A 25978-nucleotide genomic window follows, 5' to 3' on the forward strand; every position below is an offset into this window, starting at 1 on the left:
AGTTACCGCGCTATCCGGGATCGGAAGTGCGGCTCTATTAGCCTCGCAACAAAAGCAGGTAGAAATGGAAGCGTCACGTTGGAACGGGTGGCGGCTCGGGCCCTGCTTACCGTCGCCCCTTCGTCATTTCCGGAACAGGTTGGGATATGTCCACGCCCAGGGATAGCGATTGTCGCCCAGCACCATGGTGACGATGGCAGGGTAGATCAGTTCGGCGCGCACATCGTTGCCCAGAAGCACGACGCAACGCTTGTTCGCCTCGTCGCATTGGGCGATGTTGCCGGTCCATTCGTTGTGACCGCCCTTGGCGAAGAAACGCCCGGAAGGTCCCTCCCACGTATCGACACCCAGACCGCCGGCGAGGTTCACCTCCGGTCCGATAGGGTCATAGGTATCGAGCACCTCAATCGTGGGGAATTTCGATTTCGTGCTGATCGGCACTTCGGGGCGCGTCCATTCGGCGCGCAGTTCCGGCGAGAGTCCTTCGCCCATCAGCATCCCCCGCCACATGCTGGCCTGATCGGCGATGGTCGTGTCCATCGAACCCGAAGCGCTCACATTGCTGCGCGCGTCGTGCTCGACGAAGCTGCCGTCGAATTTGTAGCCATCCGCCAGGTGGCTGGCGAAGTCCTCGCGCCATTGCATGCTGGTATTGGGCATTCCGAAGCGGTCGAAGATGCGGCGTTGCATCTCGTCCTTCACGTTGAGGCCCAGCCCTTCCTCCAGCACGAATTGCAGCAGGTAGAAGCCTTCGCCCGAATAGGCATAAGCGGTGCCCGGCGTGAAGTGGAACGACATGTCGTGGTCGGGCTCGAACCAGCGCAGGTTTGCGAGGCCCGAGCTATGGGTCAGCAAGATTCGCGGCGTGAGCAGGCGCCAGTCCTCGTCCCCTTCGAGCGACGACCAGTCGCCACGATCCTCGTTGCTATATTCGGGCAGCGGCCTGGCCAGATATTCACTGATCGGCGAGTCGAGGCCGATCTTGCCCTCATCGACCAGTTGCAGGACCATATAGGTGAACGCCGCCTTGGTAATCGATGCGGCATACATGATCGTATTGGTCTCGAGCGGCACCTGCTTTTCGACATTGGCATGGCCGAAGGCGCGGACGTGGCGGATCTCGTCGCCATCGATGATCGCGATCGCCATCCCCTTCACGTCATTGGCCGCCATCAATTCCTCGATCCGCGTGTCGAGCGCATCGTAATCGTCAGTGACGGCACTCGGCTGAGCACTCGCGACAGGAGCGGTGAGGGCATTGGGCGCGCAGGCCGCGAGCAGGGTAGCGGCGAGAAGGGGCAGCGTTTTCATGGTATTCTCCTATTAAATGGGACGAGCGAAAGGGTTGCGCTAGAGGCGCGGAAGTAGGTGTGTGAGTTTGCGGATAATGAGTCCGTCAGCAGGTCATCGCCATCGCCAGGCGACGAAGAAGCAGCCTAGCCCGCCGATGATCAGCGCGATCCCGGGGATGAGCGCCCAGCGGTAAGGCGGCGCCTGTGCGACCACGTCGCTGCCAACCAGGTTCCACACACGCTTGCCGCCTGCCACCTGTTCGGTGAACACGGGCCCGCGCATCTGGGTGAGGAACAGGGTCTGCTCATCCTCACCCGGCGCGCCCGGCGGGATTTCGGTATCCGACGGGGCATTGGCGGCGGTCACGCCGGTAGACTGATAGGTATATTGGGTGAGCATGCGCGCAGGTTCTAGCTGCGAGAAGCCGAGGAAGCCGCCGCCGATCATCAGCGCGGCGAGGCCTGCGATCAATATCCGGCGCGGCGTTTCGATATCGGCCTGCGAGCGCTGAAGCAGCAGATCGCGCAGCGCATCGATCTCGCGCAGCCGGTCGAGCTCGGCGGGGAACAGCACGCCGGCCATCTCCTCCGCATCGATGCGGTAAGCCTCGACCAGCCGCGCATAGATATCGCCCGAAGGGATCGACTTGTTGTTCTCGAGCTTGGACAGATAGCTCTGCTCGATCTTCGCACGGGATGCAGCTTGCGGCTGTGTCCAGCCGCGCTCCGCCCGTTTCTGCCTCAGATAGTCGCCGAATTTCATATCCGCCCTTTCCGCTTTCGATAGCTGTATTCACGGGGAGGAATGGCACGAATACAAGCGGAATATTCGGGAATAATGGGGAATAGTCGGCGCGGGCCCTGTAAAACCTGCGCCATTTACAGGGTTTGGACAGCCAGTAACTGATTGGTGCCTGCTTCTATACTCTGGTTTTTGGACACTCTCCCGTGCGCGTCGTACGCCGCCACGCCAGTTCCCGGGCATAGCTTCGCTGGCCGCTTCGCCCACGCCAGCGACGATTTCGAAGCCAAGAAAAGTCCCCCTAATCCCTGCATTCGCGACTTGCCTGCAACGCCTCCGTCGCTAAGACACCGCCGCATGACGGGGCGTTCGATTGCGATTGCGGGATGTGGTCCGTGCGGATTGGCCGCTGCATTACTGCTCGCGCGGGCAGGCGATCGCGTGGTGGTGTTCGAGCGTTTTACCGAGCCTCAGCCGATCGGTTCGGGCCTGATGATCCAGCCCACCGGCCTTGCCGTTCTGCACCGGCTCGGCCTTGCCGACTTGATCATGGAGGAAGGCGCGCGGATAAACCGGCTGCATGGCATGGCCGCAAACCGCGTGGTCCTCTCGGTCGGCTATGATGCGCTGAAGGCACGGCCCGCCATGTTCGGCATCGGCATCCACCGTGCCAGCCTGTTCGCCGCGCTTTACGATGCGCTGCAGGCCGAAGGCATTCCGCTGCGGACCGGCCGTACGATCACCGGTTCGGTCATGCAGGGATCGCAGCGCTGCCTGCGTTTCGAAGACGGTGAGACCAGCGAGCCGTTCGACCTGATCGTCGACGCGCTGGGCACGCGTTCGGCGCTTGTCGCCGGTCCGTCGGGTCAACTGCCCTATGGTGCGCTCTGGGCCTCACTCGACTGGCCCGAGGGTTTCGATCTGCCGCGCGACACGCTTTCCCAGCGCTATCGGCTGTCCAGCACGATGGCGGGTGTGCTGCCGCTGGGCAAAGGGCGCGGGCCGCAGGAACGGCTGGCGTTCTTCTGGTCGCTGAAGGGCAGCGATCATGCCCGGTGGCAGGATGCGGGGCTCGATCATTGGAAAGGCCAAGTCCGCAACCTGTGGCCGATATGCGAACCGCTGCTGGACCAGATCGCCCGGCCAGACCAGCTTACCTTCGCACGCTATGCCCATCGCACGCTGGAGCATCCGGCCGCAGAGGCGCTTATCCATATCGGCGATGCCTGGCATTCGGCGAGCCCGCAACTGGGCCAGGGTGCGAATATGGCGCTGCTGGATGCATGGGCGCTCTCGCTCGCCATGGCGCGCAATAAGGATGTGGCGGCGGCGCTGAAGGATGCGGTGGCGCTGCGGCGTGCCCATGTCGACATCTATCAATGGCTGACCTGGCTCTTCACTCCGGTCTATCAGTCCGACAGCCGGTTGCTGCCCTTCATCCGCGATCGGCTGGTCGGCCCCCTGTCGCGCCTGTGGCCAGCCAACAAGATCCAGGCGGCGATGGTCGCCGGGCTGGTAGCCAATCCCCTGCCGACGCTTGAATTAGACAGTCGATAGGGATGCGGTAACTCTGCAGCGGAGGAATGGCAGTCGCCGCTCACTCCGGTTTTATATGTCCGCCTAAGATAAGCTCCGTCAATAACGAGGAGATTGCGCTTGCGGCTTGCCAAGCCGCGAAAACATCCAAATGCAGTCTACCAAGCTCCTCCACCATCTCGGCACGACCGTCCTCATTTTGAATTCGGTAATTATGCTTTGCGAAGAAGCCGTGTGATAGCTTGTTGCGCGCTTCTACTCCGGACTGGAGGATCTGATCGAGCTCAACATTGACCTTAAGATTTTCCCGCACTTTGTTGAGCATGCGACCAAGAGTGCTCTTATCTATCGTTGTAAGGAGTTCCTGTGCTGCTGCAGGATTCGGCATCGAATGCCAGCCCTCTTCAAGGGCTCGAAGAGCTAAAAGTATTGTTCCCAGTTCGGTTTCAAATAGCTGAGATGCCTCGGCAGCAATACCATACTTTGCGTAGAGTTCGCGGCGTTTGACCATACCTTCGTATTCGATGCTGAGTTGGCAGTGTGTCATAAGCTCCACTTAGACACCCATAAGGCATCAATAGATCTGATCACCGAAATTATTGCGTTACCATAGGTCAGCAGTGTCTGGAGCTCCAATGTGCTGGTTCGTGCTGAACGTTACGGTTCGTGCAGGTTCGTTACGCATCCTAGCAGTAAGGCGCTTTCTCAGCCCAAGCATAAGCAATCAGTTTAGGTCCCGATGCATCGTTATTCGCGCCTTGATGTCCCGTACGTAGAGACAGCCTTGGACAACGGGGAGAGGTATCCGGGACTATGGACTAACGGAAACGGCCCGTAGGACGCTGCGGGCCGTTTCTACTTAAAAGATTAGGGCACCGGTTTGCCAAACATGGCGAACGTTTACCCCGCCAAACCCTGCATCCGCTTGAGATAACGCGCCAGCACGTCGATCTCCAGATTGACCTTGGCGCCTTCCTCCAGCGTGCCCAGCGTCGTCACTTCGGCGGTGTGGGGGATGATGTTAAGGGCGAAGTGGCAGGTGCCGTCTTCGCGGTCGTGCACTTCGTTCACGGTCAGCGATACGCCGTCGACCGTGATCGATCCTTTTTCGGCCACGAAGGGCGCAAAGTCGCGGGGGATGCGGATGGCGAGGTGCCAGCTGCCGCCCTTTTCCTGTTTCGTCACGACTTCGCCCACCGTATCGACATGGCCAGTGACGAGGTGGCCGCCCAGTTCGTCGCCCAGCCGCAGCGCGGGTTCGAGGTTCAGCTTGCGGCCCTTCTCCCACATGCCGGGCACGGTGCGGGCCACTGTTTCGCCCGACACGTCGAAGCCGATGCGGGCATCGCCCCTGGTCCCGGCCAGCGTCACCACGGTCAGGCACACGCCCGAACAGGCGATGGACGCACCGATGTCGATGCCTTCGGGATCGAAGGGACAGGCGACGGTGACATGCGTGTCGCCGCGCTGTTCGACGCTGTCGATGGTGCCGATGGCGGTGACGATACCGGTGAACATGTTAGGGCTGATCCTCCTGTCTGGTGCGGCGATAGGCGGTGAATGTGTCGCTGCCAAGCTGGCGGGTTTCGGCAAGCTGCCAGCGGCCATGCGCATCGGCTAGATTGGCGAGACCGATATCGCCCAGTGCCGCCATGCCGCCACCGATCACGATGGGGGCGCGGTAGATTTCCAGCCGGTCGACCAGATCGGCCTTCAGGAAGCTGGCCGCCGCGCCTGCGCCGCCTTCGACATAGAGATATTGCACACCGTCCAGCGCGCCGATCTGATCGGGCGCGTTGATGACCTTCACCCCGTCGGGCGGGACGCCGCGGCTGAGCAGGACGCGCTGCGGGCTGTATGCTTCCAGCCCGGCAAGCCGCACATCGAGCCGGGGGCGATCCTGCCGCCAGGTGCCGCCGCCCACAAGGATGGCATCGCTCAGCGCGCGGCGCGAATGGACATGGGCGCGCGCCTCTGCACCGGTGATCCACTGGCTCGACCCGTCGGCCATGGCGATGCACCCGTCGAGCGAGAGCGCGAGCTTGAGGGTGACATGTGGGCGGCCATGGCGGGCGCGGGCGAGATAGCCTTCAAGGCTGTGCTGAACGGCGGCAAGGGGAAGCAGGGCGACTTCGATACCGGCGGCGCGCAGCCGCTCTATCCCGGCGCCGGCGGTGCGCGGATCGGGATCCTGCGCGCCGATCACGACGCGGGCGACATTCGCTTCTGCCAGCAGGGTGGAGCAGGCCGGGCCGCGTGGTGATTGGTGGGCGCAGGGCTCCAGCGTGACATAGGCGGTGGCGCCGCGTGCGTGATCGCCCGCCTGTGCCAGTGCCGCCGCTTCGGCATGGGGGCGGCCTCCGGCCTGCGTCCAGCCGCGCCCGACTACGCGGCTATCCTTCACGATCAGGCAGCCGACCGAGGGGTTGGGGCGCGACAGCGGGCGGCCGCGCGACGCCAGCCGCGCCGCCGCAGCCAGCCAGCGCGCATCACTCGCCGCCGGTTTCAACCGCGCTGTCCGCCTGTTCCTCGCGTGGGCTGTCCTCACGCTCACCGAAAAGCCGGTCGAGCCGTTCCTGTTCGGCGCGTTCCTCGGCCAGCCGTTCGGCTTCGGCCTCGGCTTCCATGGCCTCGACATCCATGCCGCTGGCCGCGCCCAGCGTGCGGTAGATTTCGCGCTTGCGCTCCTCGATCCGGGCGCGTTCGGCGGCGCGTTCTTCCTTCAGCTTCTGGTTTTCGATGTTGGACTGGCGGATTTCCTCGTCGGTCCGGCCTTCGGCGAAGGTGGTGATATAGGTCACCTTGGGCTGTTCGGGCGGGTAGAAGTAATTTTCCTGCGTGATCCAGAACAGCAGCGTTCCCGACATGGCGAAGGACGCGGCAAGGATCGGCCAGCGATAGGGGGTGGGCCGTTTCCATTCGGTCCAGAAGTCGGCAAAACCACCGACAGGGTTGATCCTGTTTCTCAAACGCATGATGCCTAGATAATAGCAGACGCGCCTTAGCGCTAGCTGAAGCTGGCGTAGAGTGTGCGGCCGTGCTGTTTGAGCCAGCGGTTGGCGCTGTCGATCTCGCCTTCGTAGATCGCGTCGAGCAGGGCGTGGAAGGCGGGTGAATGGTCGAAGTGGACGAGGTGGGCCACTTCATGCGCCACGACCGAGCGGCGGACGAAATCGGGTGCCTGCACCAGCCGCCAGTTGAGGCGCAGCACGCCCTTGCTCGAACAGCTGCCCCAGCGGCGTTTCGCACGGCTCAGCCGGACTTGGGCGGGGGGAAGGCCGGCCCGGTCGCAATAATCGCGGACATCCTCGGTGATCAGGCCGATCGCCTCCCGATCAAGCCAGTGTTCGAGGCGTTTTCCGGAACACTCCAGCGGGCCGCCAAGCTGCAGGCGGCCATCGCGCAGCAGGGGTTTGCGGGGCGCATCCTCGCGCCAGTCGAGGGGGATTTCGCCGCCGCGGTAGAGCACCTTACCGGCGGTGATAGGGTCCTGTTTTTCGGGGATTTTCTCCAGCTGCCGGGCCAGCCATTCGCGCCGATCCTCGGCAAAGGCGACAGCCTCTTTCGTGGCACACCAGCGCGGCAAGGTTATGCGAACCGCGCTGCCATCGGGCGCCAGCCGCAAAGTCAGCCTTTTCGCCGTCTTGTGCCGCCGGATTTCAATCGGCAGCACCCGCGAACCCACGGAAATCTGCGGATCGGCGCTCGCCTGCCGCAGCCATTCGATCATGCCGGCCAGTCCCCGTCCCGGTCCTCGCCATCGCCCCATTCGACGATGTGATGCTCCAGCGGCCCGGCCTCGTCCTCGGAAATAACCCGCCCCGCAACCGATACTCCAGCCGCGATAACCGCCTCGCGATCACCCGATAAAAGGTAGTGCCAGCGGGGCAGGGCGCGCCCTTCGGCACGGCGGCGATAGGCGCAGGTTTCCGGCAGCCACGGCACCCGGTCCACCAGCTTGAGCGTCAGGCGCAAACAGTCCGGCACGAAGGCCTTGCGGTGCTTGTAGTCGCGGCATTGCGCCGTCTGGCAGTCGAGCAGGGTGCAGGCGACATTCGTCTCCTCGATCTCGCCCGTGTCCTCATATTCGACCTTGTGCAGGCAGCAGCGCCCGCAGCCATCGCACAGCGCCTCCCACTCTTCGCGGTTGAGATCGGCGAGCGGCCGGTCCCAGAATTTCTCCCTCAACGCACCCATTTCGCCAGTTCCGCTGCAACGGCATCCGGCCCGTCCGACGTGGGCAGCAGGGCGAGGGGCTGGCCGTCCGGGCCGAACAGATAGGTCTGGTTGGAATGGTCCATCAGATAGCCGCCATTGGAGGTTTCTTCGCCCTTGCTGTAGAAAACGGCGAAGTCGGATGCCGCCTTGTCGAGCTGTTCCTTGCTGCCCGTCATCCCGATCAGGCGCGGATGGAAGGCGTCGGTGAACTCGGTCAGGACCTCGGGCGTGTCGCGCTGCGGATCGATGCTGACGAACAGCGGCTGCACCTTGGCGCCCAGCTCGGGATTTTCCTTCTCGAAGCGTTTGAGCCCCGCCATCGCCCGCTGGTTGTCGGTGGGGCAAACGTCAGGGCAGAAGGCGTAACCGAAGTAGATCGTGCGATATTGCCCATCGAAATCGGAGAAGCTGATCGGCTCCCCGGTCTCGCTGGTAAGCATGAAATCGCCGCCGATCGCCGCCCCGGCAAGCGGCGGCTCGCCCGGGTTGGATGCAGAATCGGCTTGCGAACAGGCAGCCATGAGAAGGCTTGCGGCGATCAGGAATGAAAAGCGGGGCATGACAGTGGGGTTCATGGTCTGCTAACGGCTCGGGTTCAAGGGTTTGCCGCGAGGATATTCGCGATTTCGATACGGAGAATGCAACGGTGCGTACTGTTGGACTGAAACGGATTCTGGCGGTTGCCGGAACGGCGCTTGCTCTTTCGGCGAGCCCGGTGGCGGCGCAGCGCCAATCCGATGGCTATACCTTCATCAAGGCGGTGCGCGATCGCGAAGGCGATGTCGCGACCAAGCTGCTGGATGAGCCGGGCAACACCATCATCAACGCGCGCGATATCGGCACGGGCGAGACTGCCCTGCATGCCGTGGTTCAGCGGCGCGACATCACCTGGGTGAAATTCCTGCTGCAGCGCGGCGCCAATCCCAACATTGCCGACAAGAACGGCGTCTATCCGCTCCAGATCGCCGCGCAGCTCGGCTTCGTCGAAGGGGTGGAGCGGCTGATTGCGGGCGGCGCGCATATCGACGTTTCCGACAGCACGGGCGAGACGCCTCTCATCAGCGCGGTCCATCGCCGCGATCTGGGGCTGATCGAACTGCTTGTTTCCGAAGGCGGCAACCCTGACCGGACGGACAATTCGGGCCGCAGCGCGCGTGACTATGCAACGCTGCTGGGCGCACGGTCGGGGGCGCTGGAAGCCATCGAGAAGGCGGAAAAGTCGGACGAGGACGAGGCCGAAACCTATGGACCAAGCTGAGATGAACCCCGCCGACCTGACGCTGGACGAGCTACGTCTGGCGCTTGCCCCGGCCATCGCCGATGCGGCCGTATTCGACGGCTGGACCGACGAGGCGCTGGTAATGGCGGCAGACCAGATGGGCGCGGATGTCGATGTCGCCCGGCTCGCCTTCAAGGGCAAGGGCGGCGGCGTCTCGGCGATGGACATGGTCAGCGCCTGGATCGAAACCGTCGATGTGGCGATGGCAGCCGCGCTTCCGCCGGAAAAGCTGGCCCAGATGAAGATACGCGAGCGGATTCGCAGCCTCGTGCAATTCAGGCTCGACGCGGTGGCGGGGCAGGAAGAGGCGCTGCGGCGCGGCTTGGCCATCATGTCCATGCCCCAGAATGCCGCGCGTGCGGTGAAGCTGGGCTGGAACAGTGCCGATGTGATGTGGCGGCTCGCCGGCGATACCGCGACGGACTACAATCACTATACCAAGCGCGCCATTCTGGCCTCTATCTACGGGGCGACACTGGCGGTGTTCGTGGACGACCAGAGCGAAGGCAAGGAAGACACTCGCGCCTTTCTCGACCGGCGGATCGAAGGGGTGATGACCTTCGAGAAGGTCAAGGCGAAGTGGCTGGGATCTGAGCGTGAGAGCTTCAGTGTCACGCGTTTCCTTGGCCGGTTGCGCTATCCCGCCCGCTAACTGCTGCGCTATTGATAACCAGTTGCAACAAGCCTTCCGATATGAGAGGGGGCGCGCATGACATTGGATGGTTTCGACAGTGAGAGAAGCGCTCGCATTACCAGCGTCGACTGGGCAGCGCTTGCCGAGGATGAAAGCAAGCGGCTGCAGGCGCTGGGCGTGGACGAAGGGGCCGAGGTTGCCATCATGCACCGCGGAATCTTCGGTACGCGCGATCCGATAGCCTTGCGGCTCGGCAACATGACCATTGCGATCCGCCGTGCCCATGCCGCAGCCATCACGGTAGAAGCCGTATGAGCCGCAAATACACTGCCGCGCTGCTCGGCAACCCCAATTCGGGCAAGTCGGCGCTGTTCAACGCGCTGACCGGTGCCCGGCAGAAAATCGCCAATTACGCCGGCGTCACCGTGGAGCGTAAGGCTGGTCGCCTGATGCTGCCGAGCGGTGAGCCGGTCGAACTGCTCGACCTTCCCGGATCATACAGTTTCGATGCCGCGAGTCCCGACGAGGCGGTCACGCGGGATGTGGTGAAGGGCACTTTCGACGGCGAGGCCGTGCCCGATGTGCTGGTCATCGTTATCGATGCGGCGAATCTCGAACAGCATCTCGTTTTTGCGCAGGAAGTGCTCGAACTGGGGCGCCCCACCGTGGTAGCGCTCAACATGGTCGATCTGGCAGAGCGCGATGGCCTGACGCTGGACCCGGCGGCCTTGTCCGAAGCGCTCGGCGTTCCCGTGGTGCCGACGGTGGCGGTCCGCAGGCGCGGGATCAGTGAATTGCTGGCGGCGATTGCCGAGGCTGAAACCCATGCGGACGAAGAAGCGCATAGCCGTTGGCACCTGACGCTGCCCGAACGGCGGCTTTCGGCCAAGCACATCGCGCGCGGTACCATTCTTTCGAAATCCGCGCGGCACACCATCGAAAACGGCGTCGACAAGGTCCTCCTCAATCCGTGGATCGGGCCTGTCATCCTGTTTGGGTTGCTCTTCGTTATCTTCCAGGCCGTGTTTGCCTGGGCTACGCCCTTCGCCGACGCGCTCGAAGGCGGCGTCGGTGTCCTTACCGAAGCGACTACGGACTTGCTGCCCGCCGGGATCGTGCGCGATTTCCTTACCGAAGGCGTGCTGGCCGGTGTCGGTTCGGTTGTGGTGTTCCTTCCGCAGATCGTGATCCTCTTCGCCTTTATCCTTATAATGGAAGCGAGCGGCTACATGGCGCGCGCAGCCTTCCTGATGGACCGGCTCATGGCGGGTGTCGGCCTGTCCGGCAAAAGCTTCATTCCGCTGCTCTCCAGCTTCGCCTGCGCCATTCCGGGCATCATGGCGACGCGCAGTATTTCCGATCCCAAGGACCGGCTGACAACCATCCTCATCGCGCCTTTGATGACCTGTTCGGCGCGGCTGCCGGTTTACGCGGTCATAATCGCTGCCGTCATCCCGCAGACGACCATCGGACCCGGTATCGGCATCCAGGGGCTCGTATTGTTCGCGCTTTATGTGGCGGGCATCGTCGGCGCCATGGTCGTCGCTCTGGTCCTGCGCAGCACAGTGACGAAGGGCGCGGCGAGCGGCTTCATCATGGAATTGCCGCGTTACCAGTTGCCCCGCCTGAAGGACCTTGCGATCGGCCTGTGGCAGCGTGCCTGGGTCTTCCTGCGCCGCGCGGGTACGATCATCTTCGTGGCCACGATCGCGCTTTGGGTGCTGCTGAGCTTCCCCAAGGCCGAGCCGGGCGAAAGCCAGCTCGATGCAAGCTTCGCCGGGGCAGTGGCCGATACGATCCATCCGGTGCTGGAACCGGTCGGCTTCAATCGCGAGATGAGCCTCGCGCTCGTGCCTGCCATCGCCGCCCGTGAAGTGGCTGTCTCCGCACTCGCCACGACCTATGCCGTCGATGCGGAGGACGAAGATGTCGCAGCCGCAGGCGTGACCGAGAAGATCGCCGCCTTGTGGAGCTTGCCGACCGCGCTGGCATTCCTGGCCTGGTTCGTGTTCGCGCCGCAGTGTCTCTCGACGATTGCAGTCGCACGGCGTGAAACGAATGGCTGGAAGTGGCCGACCGTCATGGTCGTCTATCTGTTCGCTTTGGCATGGTTGGCGGCCGGTGCGACTTACTGGATCGCGGTGTCCTTAGGCCTCTAATCTCGTCATTGCGAGGAGCCGCAGGCGACGCGGCAATCCCAGGCTAGCACGCAACCGCTCTGGATTGTTGCGCTTCGCTCGCAATGACGATGTGGGTAAGCAATCGTAGGGGTGGAGAGTCCTTCCGCGTTTCGATAGGCCACTGCCAACTTTTACGAAGGAACGAATCGATGGCCGGAAGCCTCAACAAAGTCATGCTGATCGGAAATCTGGGCGCAGACCCCGAAGTCCGCAGCTTCCCCAATGGCGGGAAAGTCGCGAACCTGCGCATCGCCACCAGCGAACAGTGGAAGGACCGCAACACTGGCGAGCGCCAGGAACGGACCGAATGGCACACTGTTTCGATCTTTTCCGAAGGCCTCATCAACGTGGTCGAACGTTTCCTACGTAAAGGCTCCAAGGTTTTCGTCGAAGGCCAGCTGCAGACCCGCAAATGGCAGGATCAGCAGGGCAATGACCGCTACTCGACCGAAGTCGTACTGCGCGGCTTCAACGGGACGCTGACCATGCTCGATGGCCCCGGCGGCGGTCAGGGTGGCGGCTCGGGCTCCGGCGGTGGTTATGGCGGCGGAAGCGGCGGCGGCGGCGCTTCGCGCGGCGGAGACTACGGCGGCGGCGGTGGCGGCCAGTCCGGCGGCGGCTGGAACCAAGGTGGCGGATCCTCCGGCGGAAGCCAGGGCGGAGGCTCAAATTACGACGATTTGGACGACGACATTCCCTTTTAGGAACTACCTCAGTAGGCCTGTTGCGTTTACGGAGGTAAGGCACTGATTCCAGTGACTTTGCGCGGTTTGGTGCAGTTTTTGCGGCAGATGCATTGATGACATATACTCTACCTTAAGATTCTGTTGCGATTGGGCGTGCATGCAAAGCACGACAGACTTGCTATTGATCCGCACTACGTTCGCAAACGGCGAGCGCTATCCCATCCTGCTTAACTCGGTTGGGTACCCCGAATGGTACCCAACTTTGTTCGCAACTGTTCGTTGCCGAAATGCATCGAAGGTATTCAACACCGCCTATGCGGAGCTCAGCGGCATCCGCCAACTGTATCGTTGGGCTTGGTCCCAAGAGATCGATCTGGCCGTCGCTTTCAAAATCGGCAGGTCCTCTTGACGCACGAGATTGAATCGCTCGCTGATTTCCTAACTCGTCGCCATGTGGCGGTCGCGGCTGCGCTGCGAGCTGGCCCACGTGGGGACAACCTTGGTCGGTGGTGCCGCCTATCTCGAACGGTTCGCTGATAGCGTGGCGGGGCGACCGCTTCCCATAACCGATTGCCGGGTGCCGAGACCTTCCTCTTTATTGACGAGGCGGGCCGGGTCGCGCCGTGCAGCTTCGCACCCGAGCATTTCGAGATCTCGGTAGACGATTTGCACAGCCCCGCCGATCTCGAGGCCTTGCCGCAGCGCCTGAGATCACATCAGCGCGCCTATGCGCTCCGCGACTGCGCCGATTGCCCGAGCACCCAGCAATTCGCTAAATTCGAACCTCTGGAGACGCCTGTCGTCTGAGGCAGGCAGACGAACGTCGAGCGTTCACATCTGATCCGAGGCGGGCCGGGTCGCGCTGCTAGAGGATCGAGATCGCCTATGAAGTATCGTGCCGCGATATCCGCGGCAAATTGCAGGAATCTGGGTGTGATCGCCAAAACCGGACAGGCTGCTTTCGGCCCAATTCTTGCCTCTCCGCAAAGCGTCCTCTACGTCGACACCGAGATAGCGGACCGTGTTCTCGATCTTCGTGTGACCCAGCAAGATCTGGATCGCACGAATGTTGCCGGTAGCCCGATAGATCATCGCGGCTTTTGTCCGCCGAAGCGAGTGTGTTCCATACTCGGACTTCCGAAGTCCAATTGCGGTCACCCATTCATCGACGAGGAGGGCATACTGACGCGTGCTCATGTGCCCGGCATGATCGCCCTGCTTGGGAAGAAACAATCGACCGTTGAGCCACAGCGTCGTTCCAGCCGGGCGAGGAGGGTCGTTCGTACGTCGGAGGTAAGCTCGAACTGCACCGGTCGACTGGTCTTCTGCTGAATGACGGTCGCGCGGTTGCGGATGTCAGGGCCAGCGACGACATCGCCAATCTTGATCTTACTAAATCGCAGCCGCGCAACTTGCTGTCGATAGCAAGATCGAAGAGCGCTTTGTCTCGCAGTCGGCCTTCGCGATCGAGGTGAAACCGGATCGCCCAAATCTGTTTCTGGGTCAGCGGGCGCTTCGTTCCAACATTCTTGCCGGCATTCCAGGCGACGCGTCCCTGCATGGTAGGGTCAAATGGTGAGTATCCCATCGTTTTCTCCTCGGCCGATATTGGCCCAAGAGGTAACTGTAGGTGTCAGCGCTTGGGTCGGAGCGATCTGCTGAAGTTAAAAGGTGAAACACCACCGGCGTCAATAATCGCCGTTGGTGATCAATCGGCCAAACGGAACGAGAAAGGCCGCACAGCTCGACGGATTAGGAACTTCAGAAACCTGGACTAGCGCCAGAATCTAAATTCTTTTCCGCCCAAATGTCGGCCTAGTGGCTATCTGAACGCCTGCGGCGGGCGAAACTCGTTCCGAATTGGAGCGCACGGGAGGCCGGTTCTCCGCAAATAGGCGCCGACGTTCGGCGAGATGGCGTTCGATGATCGCATCCGGATCGAAGCTGGCATTCGAATCGGCGGAGGGAGAAGCGGTACCGAGCGGCTCAGCGGCGATCTCCTGGCTGCCGGGCGATGAGGGTCGACCGGATGGTTGCGCGTAGCCTGACGGTTGGGTTGCGGTCGGCGACAGGGTATTGCCCGCCGCCCGCCAGCAGAAAAGGTCGGCCAGCAACTGTTCGAGTTCCGCCGTTTCCATGCTCAGCAGTCGAACCGGTACCCGCATTTCCGTGGGCCCACCGAGCCGGTTGATCGGCGCGCGAAGCACGATGTTCTTGCTCGAACCGGACTGGAAGTATGTCTTCAGATTGAGCTTCGAGCTTTTCTCGACCGTCACGTCGTCGACATCCGCCCACTGCATCCTACCCGTCGAAAGCAGGTGGTGAACCGTCACCTCGCGCGGCGTCCACTCGATCGCCACGCGATCGCCGAGCAAGCGCGAGGCGACAAGCACCGAAAGCATGACCAGCACAATGCCCATGATCGTCCCAACATTCTCCAGCGCTCTACCCAACACGAACAGGAAGAAGAGTCCCGCGACCAGCGATACCGCTGCCTGTTGCGTCACCTGCCCGATATCAAAAAGAACCTTGGCTTCGCGGCGAACGTGCGCAGGAAAAGCGAATCCGCCGTCATCGCTGCCATTGGCGAAAGGCGACGGGGCCTGACTCTGGAATGCCGCTGCTGGATCACAGACCGGGGCCGCGGCGAAGAAGCGTTGCGGCTGCTGGCGAAGCGCCTCGATGCGGGCGGCAGCCTGCTTCCGATGATCCCTCCACCAGAAGATGCCGCCACCGGCCAACAACAGGAAGCCCCAGAAGCCGATATATGGAATGGCGCTGACGACTAGGCCGAACAGCATCATCCCCCCGATCCAGTAGAGATAGAGTCGACCCACGCCAGCGCCGATGCCCTTCGACCCCTCGACCGCAATCTTGCTCGTCGTCCGCGCGGTCGCCACGACGCGACTTTCGCGGAAGTCCTCATCCTTGGGTTTCTGGATCATGCTTCGCGGTCCCACTTGTCCGATCAGGTTCTGAAGATCAGGTCAAGCGGCCTTGCCAGATTCCTGCTTTAGCGCGGCGAGACGTTCGGCCACGGTGGCGCCCTTCTGCATCGTGTCGAGTTCGGCCACGGCGTTGATCGCTTTGGCATCGCTGCGAGAGAATTCGACGCCGCCAGCACCGGTCATGGCGCGATCGAACGCCGCTTCGGCATTGCGAATCTTCTTTTCGATATCGAGCTTGTTGTCGAACCCGTCATCGCCGCCCATCGAGGCATCGGAGCGGGCGATCATGAAGGCAGCCAGCGCCTCTTCCATTTCCGACTTGCGGCCCTGCAGCGCGGTCATGCTTTCTTCGAGCTTCTGTTCCTCGATCCGGCTCAGCGCTTGCAGTTTCTCGAGCTTGGCGAACTGGCCTTCAAGATCAACCTGGCGAGTGAGCGCACCCTCAGCGAGGTCCTCGCGCCCTTCCTGCAGCGCGAACTTGGCCTTGCCCGTCAGTTCATCGATCTTCGTGCCGATCATCTCCTGCTGGCGCGCGGCCTGCAGGCGACGCGTCATGGCAGCTTCCTTATCGCCGCGAACCTCGTCAAGGGCGCGATCGACCTCGCGGATCGCTTCGCGCATCGTACCGTCGGAATTGGCGCGCTCCATCGCGTCGACGGAATCCTCGATCCGGCCCGAAAGGACGCGGCGTACGCGAGCGAATACGGATTCAGCCATGATTTCAAACCCCCGGCAGTATTAGTGCGATTGCAACACTATTGCCATCCAGGTTTTAAAATGCGGTTAATCGACCAACCGTCGGACCGGTAGAAAATTGTTAATTCTCATGGAGTAACCAAGAGCCCGAACACCGCAAGTCGATGGGGGTTGTCGATGGAAACGCTGCTATACGTCGTTCTGGGTCTGGTCGCCGCGCTGATCACGGGCGCCATCTGGCTCTATTTTCGCTTTAAGTCGATGCACAATTTGCTGGTCGCGCTGGACGAGCGCTGCGACACCGCCTTCGCCGATATCGACGTGCACCTGAAGCATCGTCAGAATCTCATTCCCAGTTTGCTCAACACGGTGAAGGGCGTGCGCGATCACGAGAAGGACATGGTCCTCGGCGTGATCGAGGCGCGCAACAAGGCACTGGGTAGCATGAATGCGGACATCAAGCTGAAGGCCGAGGGCAATCTGACCGCGCGGCTGGACACCCTGATGGCTTCGCTAGACAAATATCCCGAAATCAAGACGATGCCAGAATTCGTCAATTTCCGCCGCGAACTGACTGACTGCGAGAACCGCATCACTTCGGCGCGTCGATTCTACAATCTCGCGATCGAGGAATATAACACGTCGCTGCGCATGTTCCCCGGCAATGTGATCGCTGCGAAGCTTCGCCTCAACAGCCGCCAGCAATACGATCTGGGGATCGAGCGCACGCTGATCGACGAGCCGATGGCGGTCCAGTTCTAACCGGGCGCAGGATCATGGCGAAAGGCGTACCGACCGGTCTCTACGGCTGGATCAGGAGCAATGACGGACGTTCGCTCGGCCTGTTTCTGGCGTTCCTGCTCGCCGTCCAGCTGATCGCAATCCCGATCCTGTTCCTGCCGCTGGTAATCTTCGACCAGCTTCACGCTCCGTTTCTTAATACGGTCGGCTATCTCGTCCGCTACGCGCCGATAGTCCTGGCGATCTCGGTAGTCTGGTTCGCGGTCAAGTACTGGTGGCATATCGAGACCGTGAAAAAAGCGGTCGGCTTCCACTTTATCGACAATCGCGACGAACCGTATCTGTGCGCGGTGATCGAGCCACTGATCACCATGTGGGGGCTGCCAGTGCCCTTCGTCGGCGTGATCGAGAGCGAAGCGCGCAATGCCTTCGCCTGCGGGATCGGGCGCAAGAAGGCGGTGGTGGTCGTTACCCGGGGCCTGATCGACAGCCTGACCCGCGAGGAACTCGAATGCGTGCTCGCGCACGAGCTCAGCCACATCAAGAACAACGACATCCGGTTGATGGCGGCGGCGAACATTTTCATGTCGGCACTCACCGAAATGCACAGATCGAACCCGATGCAGGTGACACCGGTCCACGGAATGATGGCCCTAGCGGTGCCGGTGATGCTGCCGCTCGCGCTGCTCGGCAGCTTCATCGGCGCGGTCGCGCTCAGGGCGGGCCAGATGTCGCGCCTGATGATATCTTCCCGCCGCGAATATATCGCCGATGCAGAAGCGGTCTCGCTGACCAAGAATCCCGGTGCGATGGCCTCCGCCTTGGTCAAGGTCGAGCATGCCTATCGCGTCGACGGCGCGCGAAACGAAGACGATGCGATGATGATCGCCGGCGATACCGATGGCGACAATGCGACCCACCCGACCGTGGCGCAGCGCGTGGCGGCGCTCGCTCGTACGACCGGTTCGATGGTCTTCAACAGCCATTCGTCCCCGCGGTCGCGAGAGTTCGAACGCAACCCTTCCCTGTCCGAGGCGCAGGCCAGCTCCCTTTTGCGCCAACTGCCGCCGACGCGCGCGCTGCCGCGGATCCGAAAGGGTTCGAGGACCAATTGGATCGGGCTCGACAGGCTGGCTCAGATTTCAGCCGTCGTGACGATCCTTGGACTCGTTTGGCTTCACTGGTCCGAGATCGACCAGCCGCAAACCATGCTGGCGAAGTTCGATGTGCGCCCAATCAGTTTGGCTGTCGGACGTCCGCTCGCTTGTGATCTGGGCACTTTATCGAAGGAGAGGTGCGACGCAGAGCGCGAGGCCACTTACGCCGCGTTCGATGGCCAGAAGAACACGCTTGCTGGCTGGTTGGCCGCTGAACGGAAGCGGCGTCAGACCGAGGGCTATTTAACAACTGACGTATCGCTCGCGACTATGAATGCTTCCCGCGAATACCGGCGTGAATGGATGGGCATTAGCGGTCGGATGAAAGGGGTGATGGCCAGCTTCTCCAGTCAGGAAGGCAATGATTTCAAATACGCGGACGGTACTTTCCGCAGCGGCATTCCCGACGAAATGCAGATCGCCGAACTCGATCAGGTAGGTTGCTATAATGGCTATTCGACACCCTATAGTGATCCTGCAGGCGAATTTGCGCTCTACGGAGATAGGCGACTTGGCTACGACATCACCAGCTTCGAGAGCCGAATTGCAATGGATTCTATCGCACGTGGTACTCCAGGTAGCGAAGATGAAGCTGAATGGCTGGTCGAATATATCGAAAATCGCGAGTTGAACCTCGCGCTTGGCTTCTCGAATTGGGGCCGGAGTGGCTTCGAGATTTTGAAAGCAGCCTACGACAATCCAAGTCATGCTGCGATGCTTAATCGGCTTCGCCAGCGCTGGGATGAGCCGGCATTCCGTTACCGTTTCGATAAAGTGGGCAAAGCCCGCGTCTCTGCTCTTCTGAAAAATTCGAACGAATACGTGCCATGCTTTGTGCTTAAGAAGCTCGATAAATTTAGCTGAAAAAGGGGTGTTGGCATGCCAATGTGGCTTTTCGATTTCATTGACGAGTCGATAGAGAAGTTCCCGCTCGATCAGCGGAGCAAGCGGAGCGATACTTTCCGTTCGGTCGAGTAGCCGCAGCAAGCGGCACGCTGCGTCCACCAGATCACGATCGCTTTCATGCACTGCCAGGGCTGGCGATTCTGCCTGCGGCGCGCGCTTTCCTTCCGCCATGATGATGTCGGCCAATGCAGCTTGATCGATATCGATTTTCGCACAGAGGTAGGGCTTGTCGCGGCTCGCCTCGGTGACATGGCCAACCAATGGTAAATCGACCGAGACCAGCAAATAATGCTTCGCGTCGTAAGTGAGCCTCTTTGCGGCGAGAGACACCTCCTTGGACCCTTGGGCTATCAGGCAAACTGATGCCTCCTAAACTGCTGGGAGCGGCTCAGTCGGCTGATCGGCACGAAAGAGCGACAGGCAAGGAATGGCGGTATCGACCATGCCCGTTCGCGGGACCTGGCGCGTAATCAACGCTGCGAGTTCGGATATCTGCTGCATGCCCATCCTGTGAGCTTAAGCGGACGCGATTTGCAATCGGTCAGCATGCTATCTCGGAGGATTGGGCAAGACTTCCGGGAGATTGCTCTCACGCTTTGCGGAAAGGTCGGGCCATTTGTCGCTGGTCGCAACGGTAACAGGAAAGGATCGTAAATGACCAACAGCATCGACAAAACAGTGCTTATCACTGGGGCTTCCAGTGGCATTGGCGAAGCGACAGTGCGCGAGCTCGCAGCGGCGGGCGCACGGCTTCTTATCGGCGCCCGGCGTACCGACCGGCTTGAGGCCTTATCGGATGAGCTGGGCGAGAGTGTCGCGTGGCAGGAACTGGACGTGACCGATACGGCGAGCTTTGCAAAGTTCGCCGGCGCGGGATGTGAACGGTTCGGCAGCGTCGACGTGCTCATCAATAACGCCGGTGTCATGCCGCTATCGCGTCTCGCAGCGCTGAAACAGGAGGAGTGGACCCGGATGATTGATGTGAACGTCCGCGGCGTACTAAATGGCATAGCGGCCGTCCTGCCAAAGTTCGTCGCGCAGCAGTCCGGTCACGTCGTAAATGTGGCTTCGATCGCGGCTCATTTCGTGATGCCTAGCGCAGCTGTCTATTGTGCGACCAAATACGCCGTCTGGGCGATCACGGAAGGGCTGCGGCAGGAGCACGACGACATACGAACCACGATTATTTCGCCCGGGGTGGTGGACACCGAACTTGGCCGTGAGATCACCGATCCTGAAATCGCATCTGCACTGCAGACATGGCGTCAAAAATCACTGACCCCCGATGCCATCGCCCGCGCGATCCGCTATGCTTTGGAACAGCCCGAAGGCGTCGATATCAACGAAGTAATCGTTCGCCCCACTGCCGCGGGTATGTAGCGGACCCTAGATTGCGTGCACCGACGTTGGACTGAAGAGAGTCCAGCATGAGTGGCACACCGCCATCACGACCCACGACGTCCTTTCTGGCTGCCGCTCAGAATTCCGGACGATTTTGCGGTGGCGGGGTGTCGCGACGGCTCTCCGGCGTTGGCTCAAAAACAGTGCTATCTGCGTCACGCACCCTATCGCCCGCATCTGCTCCATCCTCTGTCGCTTCGCGGAGGCGTTGGGCTAATTCGTTGGAAAAGTCGGTCGAGGGTGCCGGTTCACGCACGCGGGAGCGGTCATCTACCGGTGCCAATTCCCCCGGAGATGGAGGTGCAGGCAGGTTCATAGATACGGTACCATCGCGCTCTTCGAGATATTCCTGAATAATCGGCTGCGCTGCATTAGTGTCCGCAAAGCTCCATGCGCCGCTTAGTGCGCCTTCGATGACCAGAGCGTATACGGCTTTTTCGATTGCACGTCTCACGGCGAGTTGGGGCGGCTCATTGACCGAATATCCAAGTTCCCCCTCAAGGAGTTCGTCGAAGTCGACAAAACGAAAAAGGCCAGCCTGAATACCTTGGGAATAGATTTCCTTCGTTGCCGAAACGCTCCGTAAAAGCCGGCCATTCTGTGTGCTGGAGGCGCGTAGGCTTACCGTAACGCGATCGTGCTCATAAACCGTGCTGCCTCCTATACCCAGGAAGCGCGCTCCGGCACCGCCTGTATAGGTGTTGGTTTCGTAAGCGACGACTGCCCCCTCGATCAATACGGGCGCATAGAGGAGCGGCGGCGGTGGGCCGAGCGGCTTTCCGTCCGGACCAAGATATTGTTCGCGCGTCGAGCGAATGAGCTGTCGCTCCCGCAAGATGCTATCCAGACCGGACCGGTCGAGAATGACGAACCATTGGCCGCGCCCGGCTTCCTGCAATGCCTCGATTAGTATCTCCGTGCCAGCCTGCGTAACCGCGCGCGAATATTCTGAAAAATCGTCGTTCGGCTTATGCTGGCCGGTTTTGTCCGGCATCTGATAGACCGCCACGATCACGGGCTCTGCAGGTGGAGGCAGCTCTTGCAGACGGCGCTCTGTCTGGGTGGAATCAGCTAGCCTTGGCTCAACGCCCGACGGGGTTGGAAGGGATGCGCAGCCGCCCAGTACGAGAGCCGCACATGTAATTGACCCGCGTCGCATCATCGACAGAAGCTGCATCATCAGGAGCCGGGAGCTGGAATTTCAATCTCGGTTACGCCGCCTGTCACCAGGTCCACGACCTTGAGAAAGATGCTGGCGCCGATCCGCTCAAACTCGATCTGCAAATCGCCCAAAGGAATGGTTCCGGAGTCTTCGGGATTCTCGCCGAATAGCCGGTCCTCGATTTCCGATGCCGCACGATTGAGCAACCGTCGGGTCAGGTCGCGATCGAACCGCTCGAGCGGATCCTCCGCATCTTCCTCGTGCTGGTTCTGCAAACGCGCCTGATTCAGCAGGTAATCGCCGTTGAAGGGATTGCCTCCGAAGTTCGGATTGATCGGACGGTATTTGACGTCCCCGGCCTGTGCAACACTCGCAGGCAAAGTAACTGCAAGAAGACCGGCGATCGCGTTCCGCCGCAATTCTTTCCTCATCTGACAGCCCCTCAGTCGGTTTGGGTAACAGTATAGCCACCGCCCGTCGGCGACGGACCATCATAGGTCATGGTGAAGCTCAGGCCATTGCCTTCCTGAGTGATCGCCACGTCATAGCCGCTGCCAGTCTGGGTTACATCGACGAAATTGTTATTGCCGTCCTGCGAGACTTCTCCGCCAAGTTCGAATCCGCGCTGTTCGTATTCGATGCGATTGTTGTTGCCCTGTTGCTGCAGGTTAAGCGCGAGATTGTTGCCACCCTCGGCCATCTGCACTGCGTTGATGTAGTTCCGATTGCCAGACTGCTGGAGCGTCGCCGTAATCGTGCTACCATCGCCGCCCTGCTCGAGGAAAGCGCGGTTCTCGGACCCTGCCTGCGCGATGGTGGCGACACGTGCCGTACCCTCTCCAGCCTGATCTATCTCGGCATCGTTACGTTCGCCCGATCCCTGATCGATGTCTGCTTCCACCGTACCGTTCATCGGCTGCGCATTGACCTGCGTGATCCTAGCACTGTTGCGGCTTGAAGTCTGGTCGATCGAGGCGATCGTCCCGCCGCTGTCCTGAATAATGCGCGCGAAGTTGCTGTCAGCCCCCGTACCGGTGGCAATCGATGCCGTGGCCGCAGTGCCTTCGCCTGCTTGCTCGATAATCGCCTCGTTCATCGCGCCGTTCTGGCTGATCTGGCCCAACAAATTGCTTCCATCCTGATCGATCGTGCCCGAATTGTTGCGTCCCGGCTGGGTGATCGAAGCATTGCTGCCGGTTCCGCCTGCCAACCGCGTCTGAGTGACCTTCGCGCGATTCTCTTTTCCGCCCTGATCGATATCGGCGTTATCGGTGCCGGCCTCAGCATCGATGGCCTGAACGATAGTGGCCGTGTTATCGGACGCTCCGCTGGCTGACTGGTCGATTGAACCTTCGCTGCCACCGCCAGCTCCGCTTTGACGGATGGTGCCTTCGTTCTGCCTGCCTGCCTGATCGATATCGGCAGTGTTCTGACCGAAGCCGCTCTGTTCCACAGTCGCAACGGCGAACTTGCCATTTTGCGCCACATTGGCGAGTTGGCTTTCGCCCGACTGATCGATATCCGCCTTACCGTCATTGCCCGGTTGGACAATCGTGGCGGTGTTCCCGGTACCACCATCTGCACGCGCCTGCGCGACACGGGCTGTATTGCGGTTACCACCTTGGTCGATGTCCGCATTATCGGTACCGGCCTGAGCATCGATCGCCTGAACGATAGTCGCCGTGTTTTCGGATATTCCGCTTGTCGACTGATCAATTCCGGCGATGCTCCCACCGCCTGCACCGCTCTGGCGGATCGTACCTTCATTCTGTTTGCCAGCCTGGTCTAAATCGGCAGTGTTCTGACCAAAGCCGCTTTGTTCGACAGTCGCCACCGCGAGCTTGCCGTTCTGAGCGACATTGGCGAGCTGGCCTTCGCCGGACTGGTCGATGTCCGCCGTTCCGCTCTCACCCGGTTGAACCACCGTTGCAGTGTTGCCGGTACCACCAGATGCACGCGACTGGGCGACATTGGCCGTATTTCGATTGCCACCCTGATCGACGTCTACTTCGTCTGTCCCGTTTTCCGCATCCACGGTCTGTGTAATTCGCGCGGCGTTCAGCCGCGTGTTGTCGGTGGACTGATCGACTGCGGCAACGCTCCCTCCGCCAAGACCGTTTTGCGTGATTTCGGCTAGCTGGTCATAACCCGTCTGATCGATATCGGCCTTGTTCGACCCGCCATCGCCATCCTGGTCGATGAGCGCATCAAGGCGTCTCGAACCGGAACCTTCCTGAGCAATCTGAGCACTATTGCCGCCCCCAGATCCGTTTTGCAGAGAAGTCGCACTGGAATCCCTGCCGTTCTGGTTGATGGTCGCGAGATTGCCTTCACCCGCCTCGGTCGTGTCCGTCTGGGAGACGTCGGCGGTCAGTCTCTTCCCAGCTTGTGTAACCGTGGCTTCATGCTGGCCACCCATGCCATTCTGGGCAATCGTGACGTCATTGTCCGCGCCATTCACATCCACATCGGCGTTATTGCCTTCGCTGCTTCCCGACTGGCTGATTTCGATCCGGTTGTCTTTTCCGGACTTGGCACTGATAGAAGCACGGTCGAGTTGCGCTGTCTGCGAGATCAGGCCTGTGTTCCGAGAGCCTGTAAGGGTAACATCGGCTTCATTGGCGATACCATCCTGAAAAATCTCGCTGCTATTGTCGTTGCCATCAATCGTATGAGTCTGCTTGTTGCCTGTTTGGCTTCCGCTCAAGTTGCCTCGCTGGACGCCGAAAGATTGGTTGCGACGACCATTCTGCTCGATAGTGGCCTCGCTCGCATCCCCGGCTTGTTCGATATAAGCGATCGAATCACGAGCTTCATTGCCGCTTTCACCCTGCTTTATCACCGCAGTCGAACTGTCAGCACCACCTTCAACAGTATCTGCCTGGTCAATGGCCGCAGCATTGCCTTTTCCAAACTGATCTATTGTCGCGGTCGAGCCCGAGCCGTCTTGGTAGATCCCTGCACCATTGGGCGCCAGATCGACGGTTTCGCCGTTGAAAAGAGTGACCGATTCGCGCCCCCTGAACGTACCGTCTGCTTTGTTCTCCCTGCCATCCTGTTCGATCCTCGCGGTCGAGTTCCTGCGTGTTTCCTCGTCAGCCTGAATGATGGTCTGGCTATTACCTGATTGCTGAGCACGAGCGGATGACCCGCTGGAAATTATCGCAAATGCTATTGCAATAGATGAAACAGAAAGGTTGGCGCGCATTATCCTTCTCCGCGATAAGTTAATCTAGACCTCACTCAAGGTAAACATTAAAGAAACTAGGCGTATTTTAATTTATAATGCATGATCACCTTCTAGGCTATAATATAAAAGGTAATAAAAGCATATAGTAATATTTAGCGTCTGCGATTCGAGACCCTATTAGTGTCAGAAATTACAATCTACCCCACAGGGTGTACTATCGATAAGTTGTGCGCGACCTACGGTGGGGCGTTCTTTCTTGCAAAAAAGCGTAAGTTTTAGCCGCGGGTCCTTTTAGGCCAAGGGGCGAGAGCGCGGCAGCATCCGCTTGGCGATCGTCAAAGCGATGACTTTACAGTGACGCGCTCGTGCGCTCGGGCAAACTGATTTATATGAGTTACGTGAACTAGGTGTCCGTACTTCGTTCGGCCTGATCCGGGCCAATCTCATAACGTGGACCGATTTACACTAAGACTGCATCAATCTGGGACAAAGGCGGATCTCTCCGGCCGGATTGCGAAAATCTTCGTAGTCCCCGGTCGTCGCACTTCGAGATTGATTCGAACCTATCTGGTTCATTCACCAATCTCGGAACCGCACATCGACGTCCAATTTCGATATTCAGTCTTAGAGAGGGTACCCCCTATGAAGAAGCTTGTTTTCGCGACCATGTCGGCCGCTCTTTTCAGCACCGCTGCTTATGCCGGCGACACGGACAGCCAAAGCTTCACGATCAGCGCCAACATTCTGCCAGAATGCAGTGTTGAAGCGCCCAAGGATGTCAACTTCGGCAATCTCGCAATTAACGAAGATCCGGGCGAAAGCGCCCTTGAAGGCACCTTCGGCCGCCGTACTCAAACGCAGAATATCTGGGTTAGCTGCAACTACGGTGCCGATATGGCGATCGCCGCTGAATCGATGACGACCGACGAAGCAAACGACGGGCCCGACGCTGACGACTTCACCAATGTGATCCCGGTTCGCATGGGTCTCGAAGCATCCGACGGTACGTCGTTCCGCAAGATGTTCTTCGATTCGCTGACCAAGGAAGGCGATTCCAAAACGAACACCGACGCCTTTCACGACCGCGCAAAACTGTCGGTTGTGGTTAATCAAGAAGATCTAAAGGGCAAGCGTCCTCTCGCAGGCGCCTATTCCTCCACCGCGACCGTGAATCTCGGCGCAATCTGATCACACCGGCCGTGATTAACCG

General features: G+C 60.4%; 25 protein-coding genes and 2 pseudogenes. 11 read left to right on the forward strand and 16 right to left on the reverse strand.

Features of this window, described 5'->3' with window-relative positions; translation table 11 throughout:
• Positions 1 to 123 precede the first annotated feature (123 nt).
• Together ACYQ0G_RS11590 and ACYQ0G_RS11595 are read right to left on the reverse strand one after the other, a co-directional pair.
• Positions 124 to 1311: a serine hydrolase domain-containing protein gene (locus ACYQ0G_RS11590; protein WP_460102715.1), complete on the reverse strand. Its 1188-nt coding sequence runs from the start codon at positions 1309 to 1311 to the stop codon at positions 124 to 126.
• Between the two features lie 93 nt (positions 1312 to 1404).
• Positions 1405 to 2055 (reverse strand): helix-turn-helix domain-containing protein, encoded by a 651-nt coding sequence (locus ACYQ0G_RS11595; protein ID WP_460102717.1) that lies wholly within the window; start codon positions 2053 to 2055, stop codon positions 1405 to 1407.
• Positions 2056 to 2391: 336 nt separating this feature from the next.
• On the opposite strand from ACYQ0G_RS11595, the gene ACYQ0G_RS11600 reads away from it, so the two are divergent.
• Positions 2392 to 3591: an FAD-dependent oxidoreductase gene (locus tag ACYQ0G_RS11600; protein WP_460102719.1), complete on the forward strand. Its 1200-nt coding sequence runs from the start codon at positions 2392 to 2394 to the stop codon at positions 3589 to 3591.
• Positions 3592 to 3631: 40 nt separating this feature from the next.
• Here the strand turns inward: ACYQ0G_RS11600 and ACYQ0G_RS11605 are convergent, their stop codons facing one another.
• The 7 genes from ACYQ0G_RS11605 to ACYQ0G_RS11635 all read right to left on the reverse strand — a co-directional run bounded on the left by ACYQ0G_RS11605 (position 3632) and on the right by ACYQ0G_RS11635 (position 8348).
• A complete protein-coding gene (locus ACYQ0G_RS11605) occupies positions 3632 to 4126 on the reverse strand; it encodes a hypothetical protein (RefSeq protein WP_460102720.1) in 495 nt (164 codons plus the stop codon).
• Between the two features lie 344 nt (positions 4127 to 4470).
• Entirely contained in the window at positions 4471 to 5088 is a 618-nt protein-coding gene (locus ACYQ0G_RS11610) for a riboflavin synthase (protein ID WP_460102721.1), read from the reverse strand.
• A 1-nt stretch (position 5089) separates the two neighbouring features.
• On the reverse strand, positions 5090 to 6079 hold the full coding sequence (gene ribD, locus ACYQ0G_RS11615) for a bifunctional diaminohydroxyphosphoribosylaminopyrimidine deaminase/5-amino-6-(5-phosphoribosylamino)uracil reductase RibD (protein WP_460102724.1): 990 nt from the start codon (positions 6077 to 6079) through the stop codon (positions 5090 to 5092).
• Entirely contained in the window at positions 6060 to 6545 is a 486-nt protein-coding gene (locus tag ACYQ0G_RS11620; protein ID WP_460102726.1) for a hypothetical protein, read from the reverse strand. Before ACYQ0G_RS11620 ends, ribD begins: the two co-directional genes overlap by 20 nt.
• Positions 6546 to 6577: 32 nt before the next feature.
• Positions 6578 to 7300 (reverse strand): M48 family metallopeptidase, encoded by a 723-nt coding sequence (locus tag ACYQ0G_RS11625; protein ID WP_460102727.1) that lies wholly within the window; start codon positions 7298 to 7300, stop codon positions 6578 to 6580.
• The gene (locus ACYQ0G_RS11630; RefSeq protein ID WP_460102729.1) at positions 7297 to 7767 is read right to left on the reverse strand and encodes a YcgN family cysteine cluster protein; all 471 of its coding nucleotides are present in this window, start codon (positions 7765 to 7767) and stop codon (positions 7297 to 7299) included. The genes ACYQ0G_RS11625 and ACYQ0G_RS11630 overlap by 4 nt, the downstream gene beginning before the upstream one ends.
• Positions 7755 to 8348, reverse strand: a complete 594-nt coding sequence (locus tag ACYQ0G_RS11635) for an SCO family protein (RefSeq protein ID WP_460102730.1) — start codon at positions 8346 to 8348, stop codon at positions 7755 to 7757. The genes ACYQ0G_RS11630 and ACYQ0G_RS11635 overlap by 13 nt, the downstream gene beginning before the upstream one ends.
• Positions 8349 to 8434: 86 nt before the next feature.
• On the opposite strand from ACYQ0G_RS11635, the gene ACYQ0G_RS11640 reads away from it, so the two are divergent.
• The 6 genes from ACYQ0G_RS11640 (at position 8435) to ACYQ0G_RS11665 (ending at position 13374) form a co-directional block, all read left to right on the forward strand.
• Complete coding sequence (locus ACYQ0G_RS11640) at positions 8435 to 9046, forward strand: ankyrin repeat domain-containing protein (RefSeq protein ID WP_460102732.1); 612 nt, start codon at positions 8435 to 8437, stop codon at positions 9044 to 9046.
• A gap of 1 nt (position 9047) precedes the next feature.
• Positions 9048 to 9719, forward strand: a complete 672-nt coding sequence (locus tag ACYQ0G_RS11645; protein WP_460102734.1) for a COQ9 family protein — start codon at positions 9048 to 9050, stop codon at positions 9717 to 9719.
• Between the two features lie 57 nt (positions 9720 to 9776).
• A complete protein-coding gene (locus ACYQ0G_RS11650) occupies positions 9777 to 10016 on the forward strand; it encodes a FeoA domain-containing protein (RefSeq protein WP_221542631.1) in 240 nt (79 codons plus the stop codon).
• Positions 10013 to 11860, forward strand: a complete 1848-nt coding sequence (gene feoB / locus ACYQ0G_RS11655; RefSeq protein WP_460102736.1) for a ferrous iron transporter B — start codon at positions 10013 to 10015, stop codon at positions 11858 to 11860. The genes ACYQ0G_RS11650 and feoB overlap by 4 nt, the downstream gene beginning before the upstream one ends.
• A gap of 170 nt (positions 11861 to 12030) precedes the next feature.
• Complete coding sequence (gene ssb, locus ACYQ0G_RS11660) at positions 12031 to 12585, forward strand: single-stranded DNA-binding protein (protein WP_460102738.1); 555 nt, start codon at positions 12031 to 12033, stop codon at positions 12583 to 12585.
• Between the two features lie 552 nt (positions 12586 to 13137).
• Positions 13138 to 13374 carry a hypothetical protein gene (locus tag ACYQ0G_RS11665; protein WP_460102741.1) on the forward strand — a complete coding sequence of 79 codons (237 nt, stop codon included), beginning with the start codon at positions 13138 to 13140 and terminating at the stop codon, positions 13372 to 13374.
• Between the two features lie 162 nt (positions 13375 to 13536).
• Here ACYQ0G_RS11665 and ACYQ0G_RS11670 read toward each other — a convergent pair.
• From ACYQ0G_RS11670 to ACYQ0G_RS11680, 3 genes and pseudogenes are all read right to left on the reverse strand, one after another.
• Positions 13537 to 14155: pseudogene (locus tag ACYQ0G_RS11670) on the reverse strand (tyrosine-type recombinase/integrase); the annotation flags it as partial.
• 199 nt (positions 14156 to 14354) lie between these two features.
• Complete coding sequence (locus ACYQ0G_RS11675; RefSeq protein ID WP_460102743.1) at positions 14355 to 15512, reverse strand: hypothetical protein; 1158 nt, start codon at positions 15510 to 15512, stop codon at positions 14355 to 14357.
• A gap of 42 nt (positions 15513 to 15554) precedes the next feature.
• Positions 15555 to 16232 carry a PspA/IM30 family protein gene (locus ACYQ0G_RS11680; RefSeq protein ID WP_460102745.1) on the reverse strand — a complete coding sequence of 226 codons (678 nt, stop codon included), beginning with the start codon at positions 16230 to 16232 and terminating at the stop codon, positions 15555 to 15557.
• 156 nt (positions 16233 to 16388) lie between these two features.
• On the opposite strand from ACYQ0G_RS11680, the gene ACYQ0G_RS11685 reads away from it, so the two are divergent.
• Positions 16389 to 16973: a LemA family protein gene (locus tag ACYQ0G_RS11685; RefSeq protein ID WP_460102747.1), complete on the forward strand. Its 585-nt coding sequence runs from the start codon at positions 16389 to 16391 to the stop codon at positions 16971 to 16973.
• A gap of 14 nt (positions 16974 to 16987) precedes the next feature.
• Entirely contained in the window at positions 16988 to 18973 is a 1986-nt protein-coding gene (locus ACYQ0G_RS11690; RefSeq protein ID WP_460102749.1) for a M48 family metalloprotease, read from the forward strand.
• A 51-nt stretch (positions 18974 to 19024) separates the two neighbouring features.
• Here ACYQ0G_RS11690 and ACYQ0G_RS11695 read toward each other — a convergent pair.
• Positions 19025 to 19369 (reverse strand): annotated as a pseudogene (locus tag ACYQ0G_RS11695) (AraC family transcriptional regulator); the annotation flags it as partial.
• 300 nt (positions 19370 to 19669) lie between these two features.
• On the opposite strand from ACYQ0G_RS11695, the gene ACYQ0G_RS11700 reads away from it, so the two are divergent.
• Positions 19670 to 20395 carry an SDR family oxidoreductase gene (locus ACYQ0G_RS11700; RefSeq protein ID WP_460102751.1) on the forward strand — a complete coding sequence of 242 codons (726 nt, stop codon included), beginning with the start codon at positions 19670 to 19672 and terminating at the stop codon, positions 20393 to 20395.
• 97 nt (positions 20396 to 20492) lie between these two features.
• On the opposite strand, the gene ACYQ0G_RS11705 is transcribed toward ACYQ0G_RS11700, so the two are convergent.
• Genes ACYQ0G_RS11705 through ACYQ0G_RS11715 form a run of 3 tightly spaced genes read right to left on the reverse strand, consistent with a single transcriptional unit; the run spans position 20493 to position 24786 of the window.
• On the reverse strand, positions 20493 to 21596 hold the full coding sequence (locus ACYQ0G_RS11705; RefSeq protein WP_460102753.1) for a CsgG/HfaB family protein: 1104 nt from the start codon (positions 21594 to 21596) through the stop codon (positions 20493 to 20495).
• A complete protein-coding gene (locus ACYQ0G_RS11710; RefSeq protein ID WP_460102755.1) occupies positions 21596 to 22009 on the reverse strand; it encodes a curli assembly protein CsgF in 414 nt (137 codons plus the stop codon). The genes ACYQ0G_RS11705 and ACYQ0G_RS11710 overlap by 1 nt, the downstream gene beginning before the upstream one ends.
• 11 nt (positions 22010 to 22020) lie before the next feature.
• The gene (locus ACYQ0G_RS11715; protein ID WP_460102757.1) at positions 22021 to 24786 is read right to left on the reverse strand and encodes a beta strand repeat-containing protein; all 2766 of its coding nucleotides are present in this window, start codon (positions 24784 to 24786) and stop codon (positions 22021 to 22023) included.
• Positions 24787 to 25410: 624 nt separating this feature from the next.
• On the opposite strand from ACYQ0G_RS11715, the gene ACYQ0G_RS11720 reads away from it, so the two are divergent.
• On the forward strand, positions 25411 to 25956 hold the full coding sequence (locus tag ACYQ0G_RS11720) for a Csu type fimbrial protein (RefSeq protein WP_460102759.1): 546 nt from the start codon (positions 25411 to 25413) through the stop codon (positions 25954 to 25956).
• Positions 25957 to 25978: the final 22 nt, after the last annotated feature.

The organism is Qipengyuania triglochinis (genome assembly GCF_054655615.1).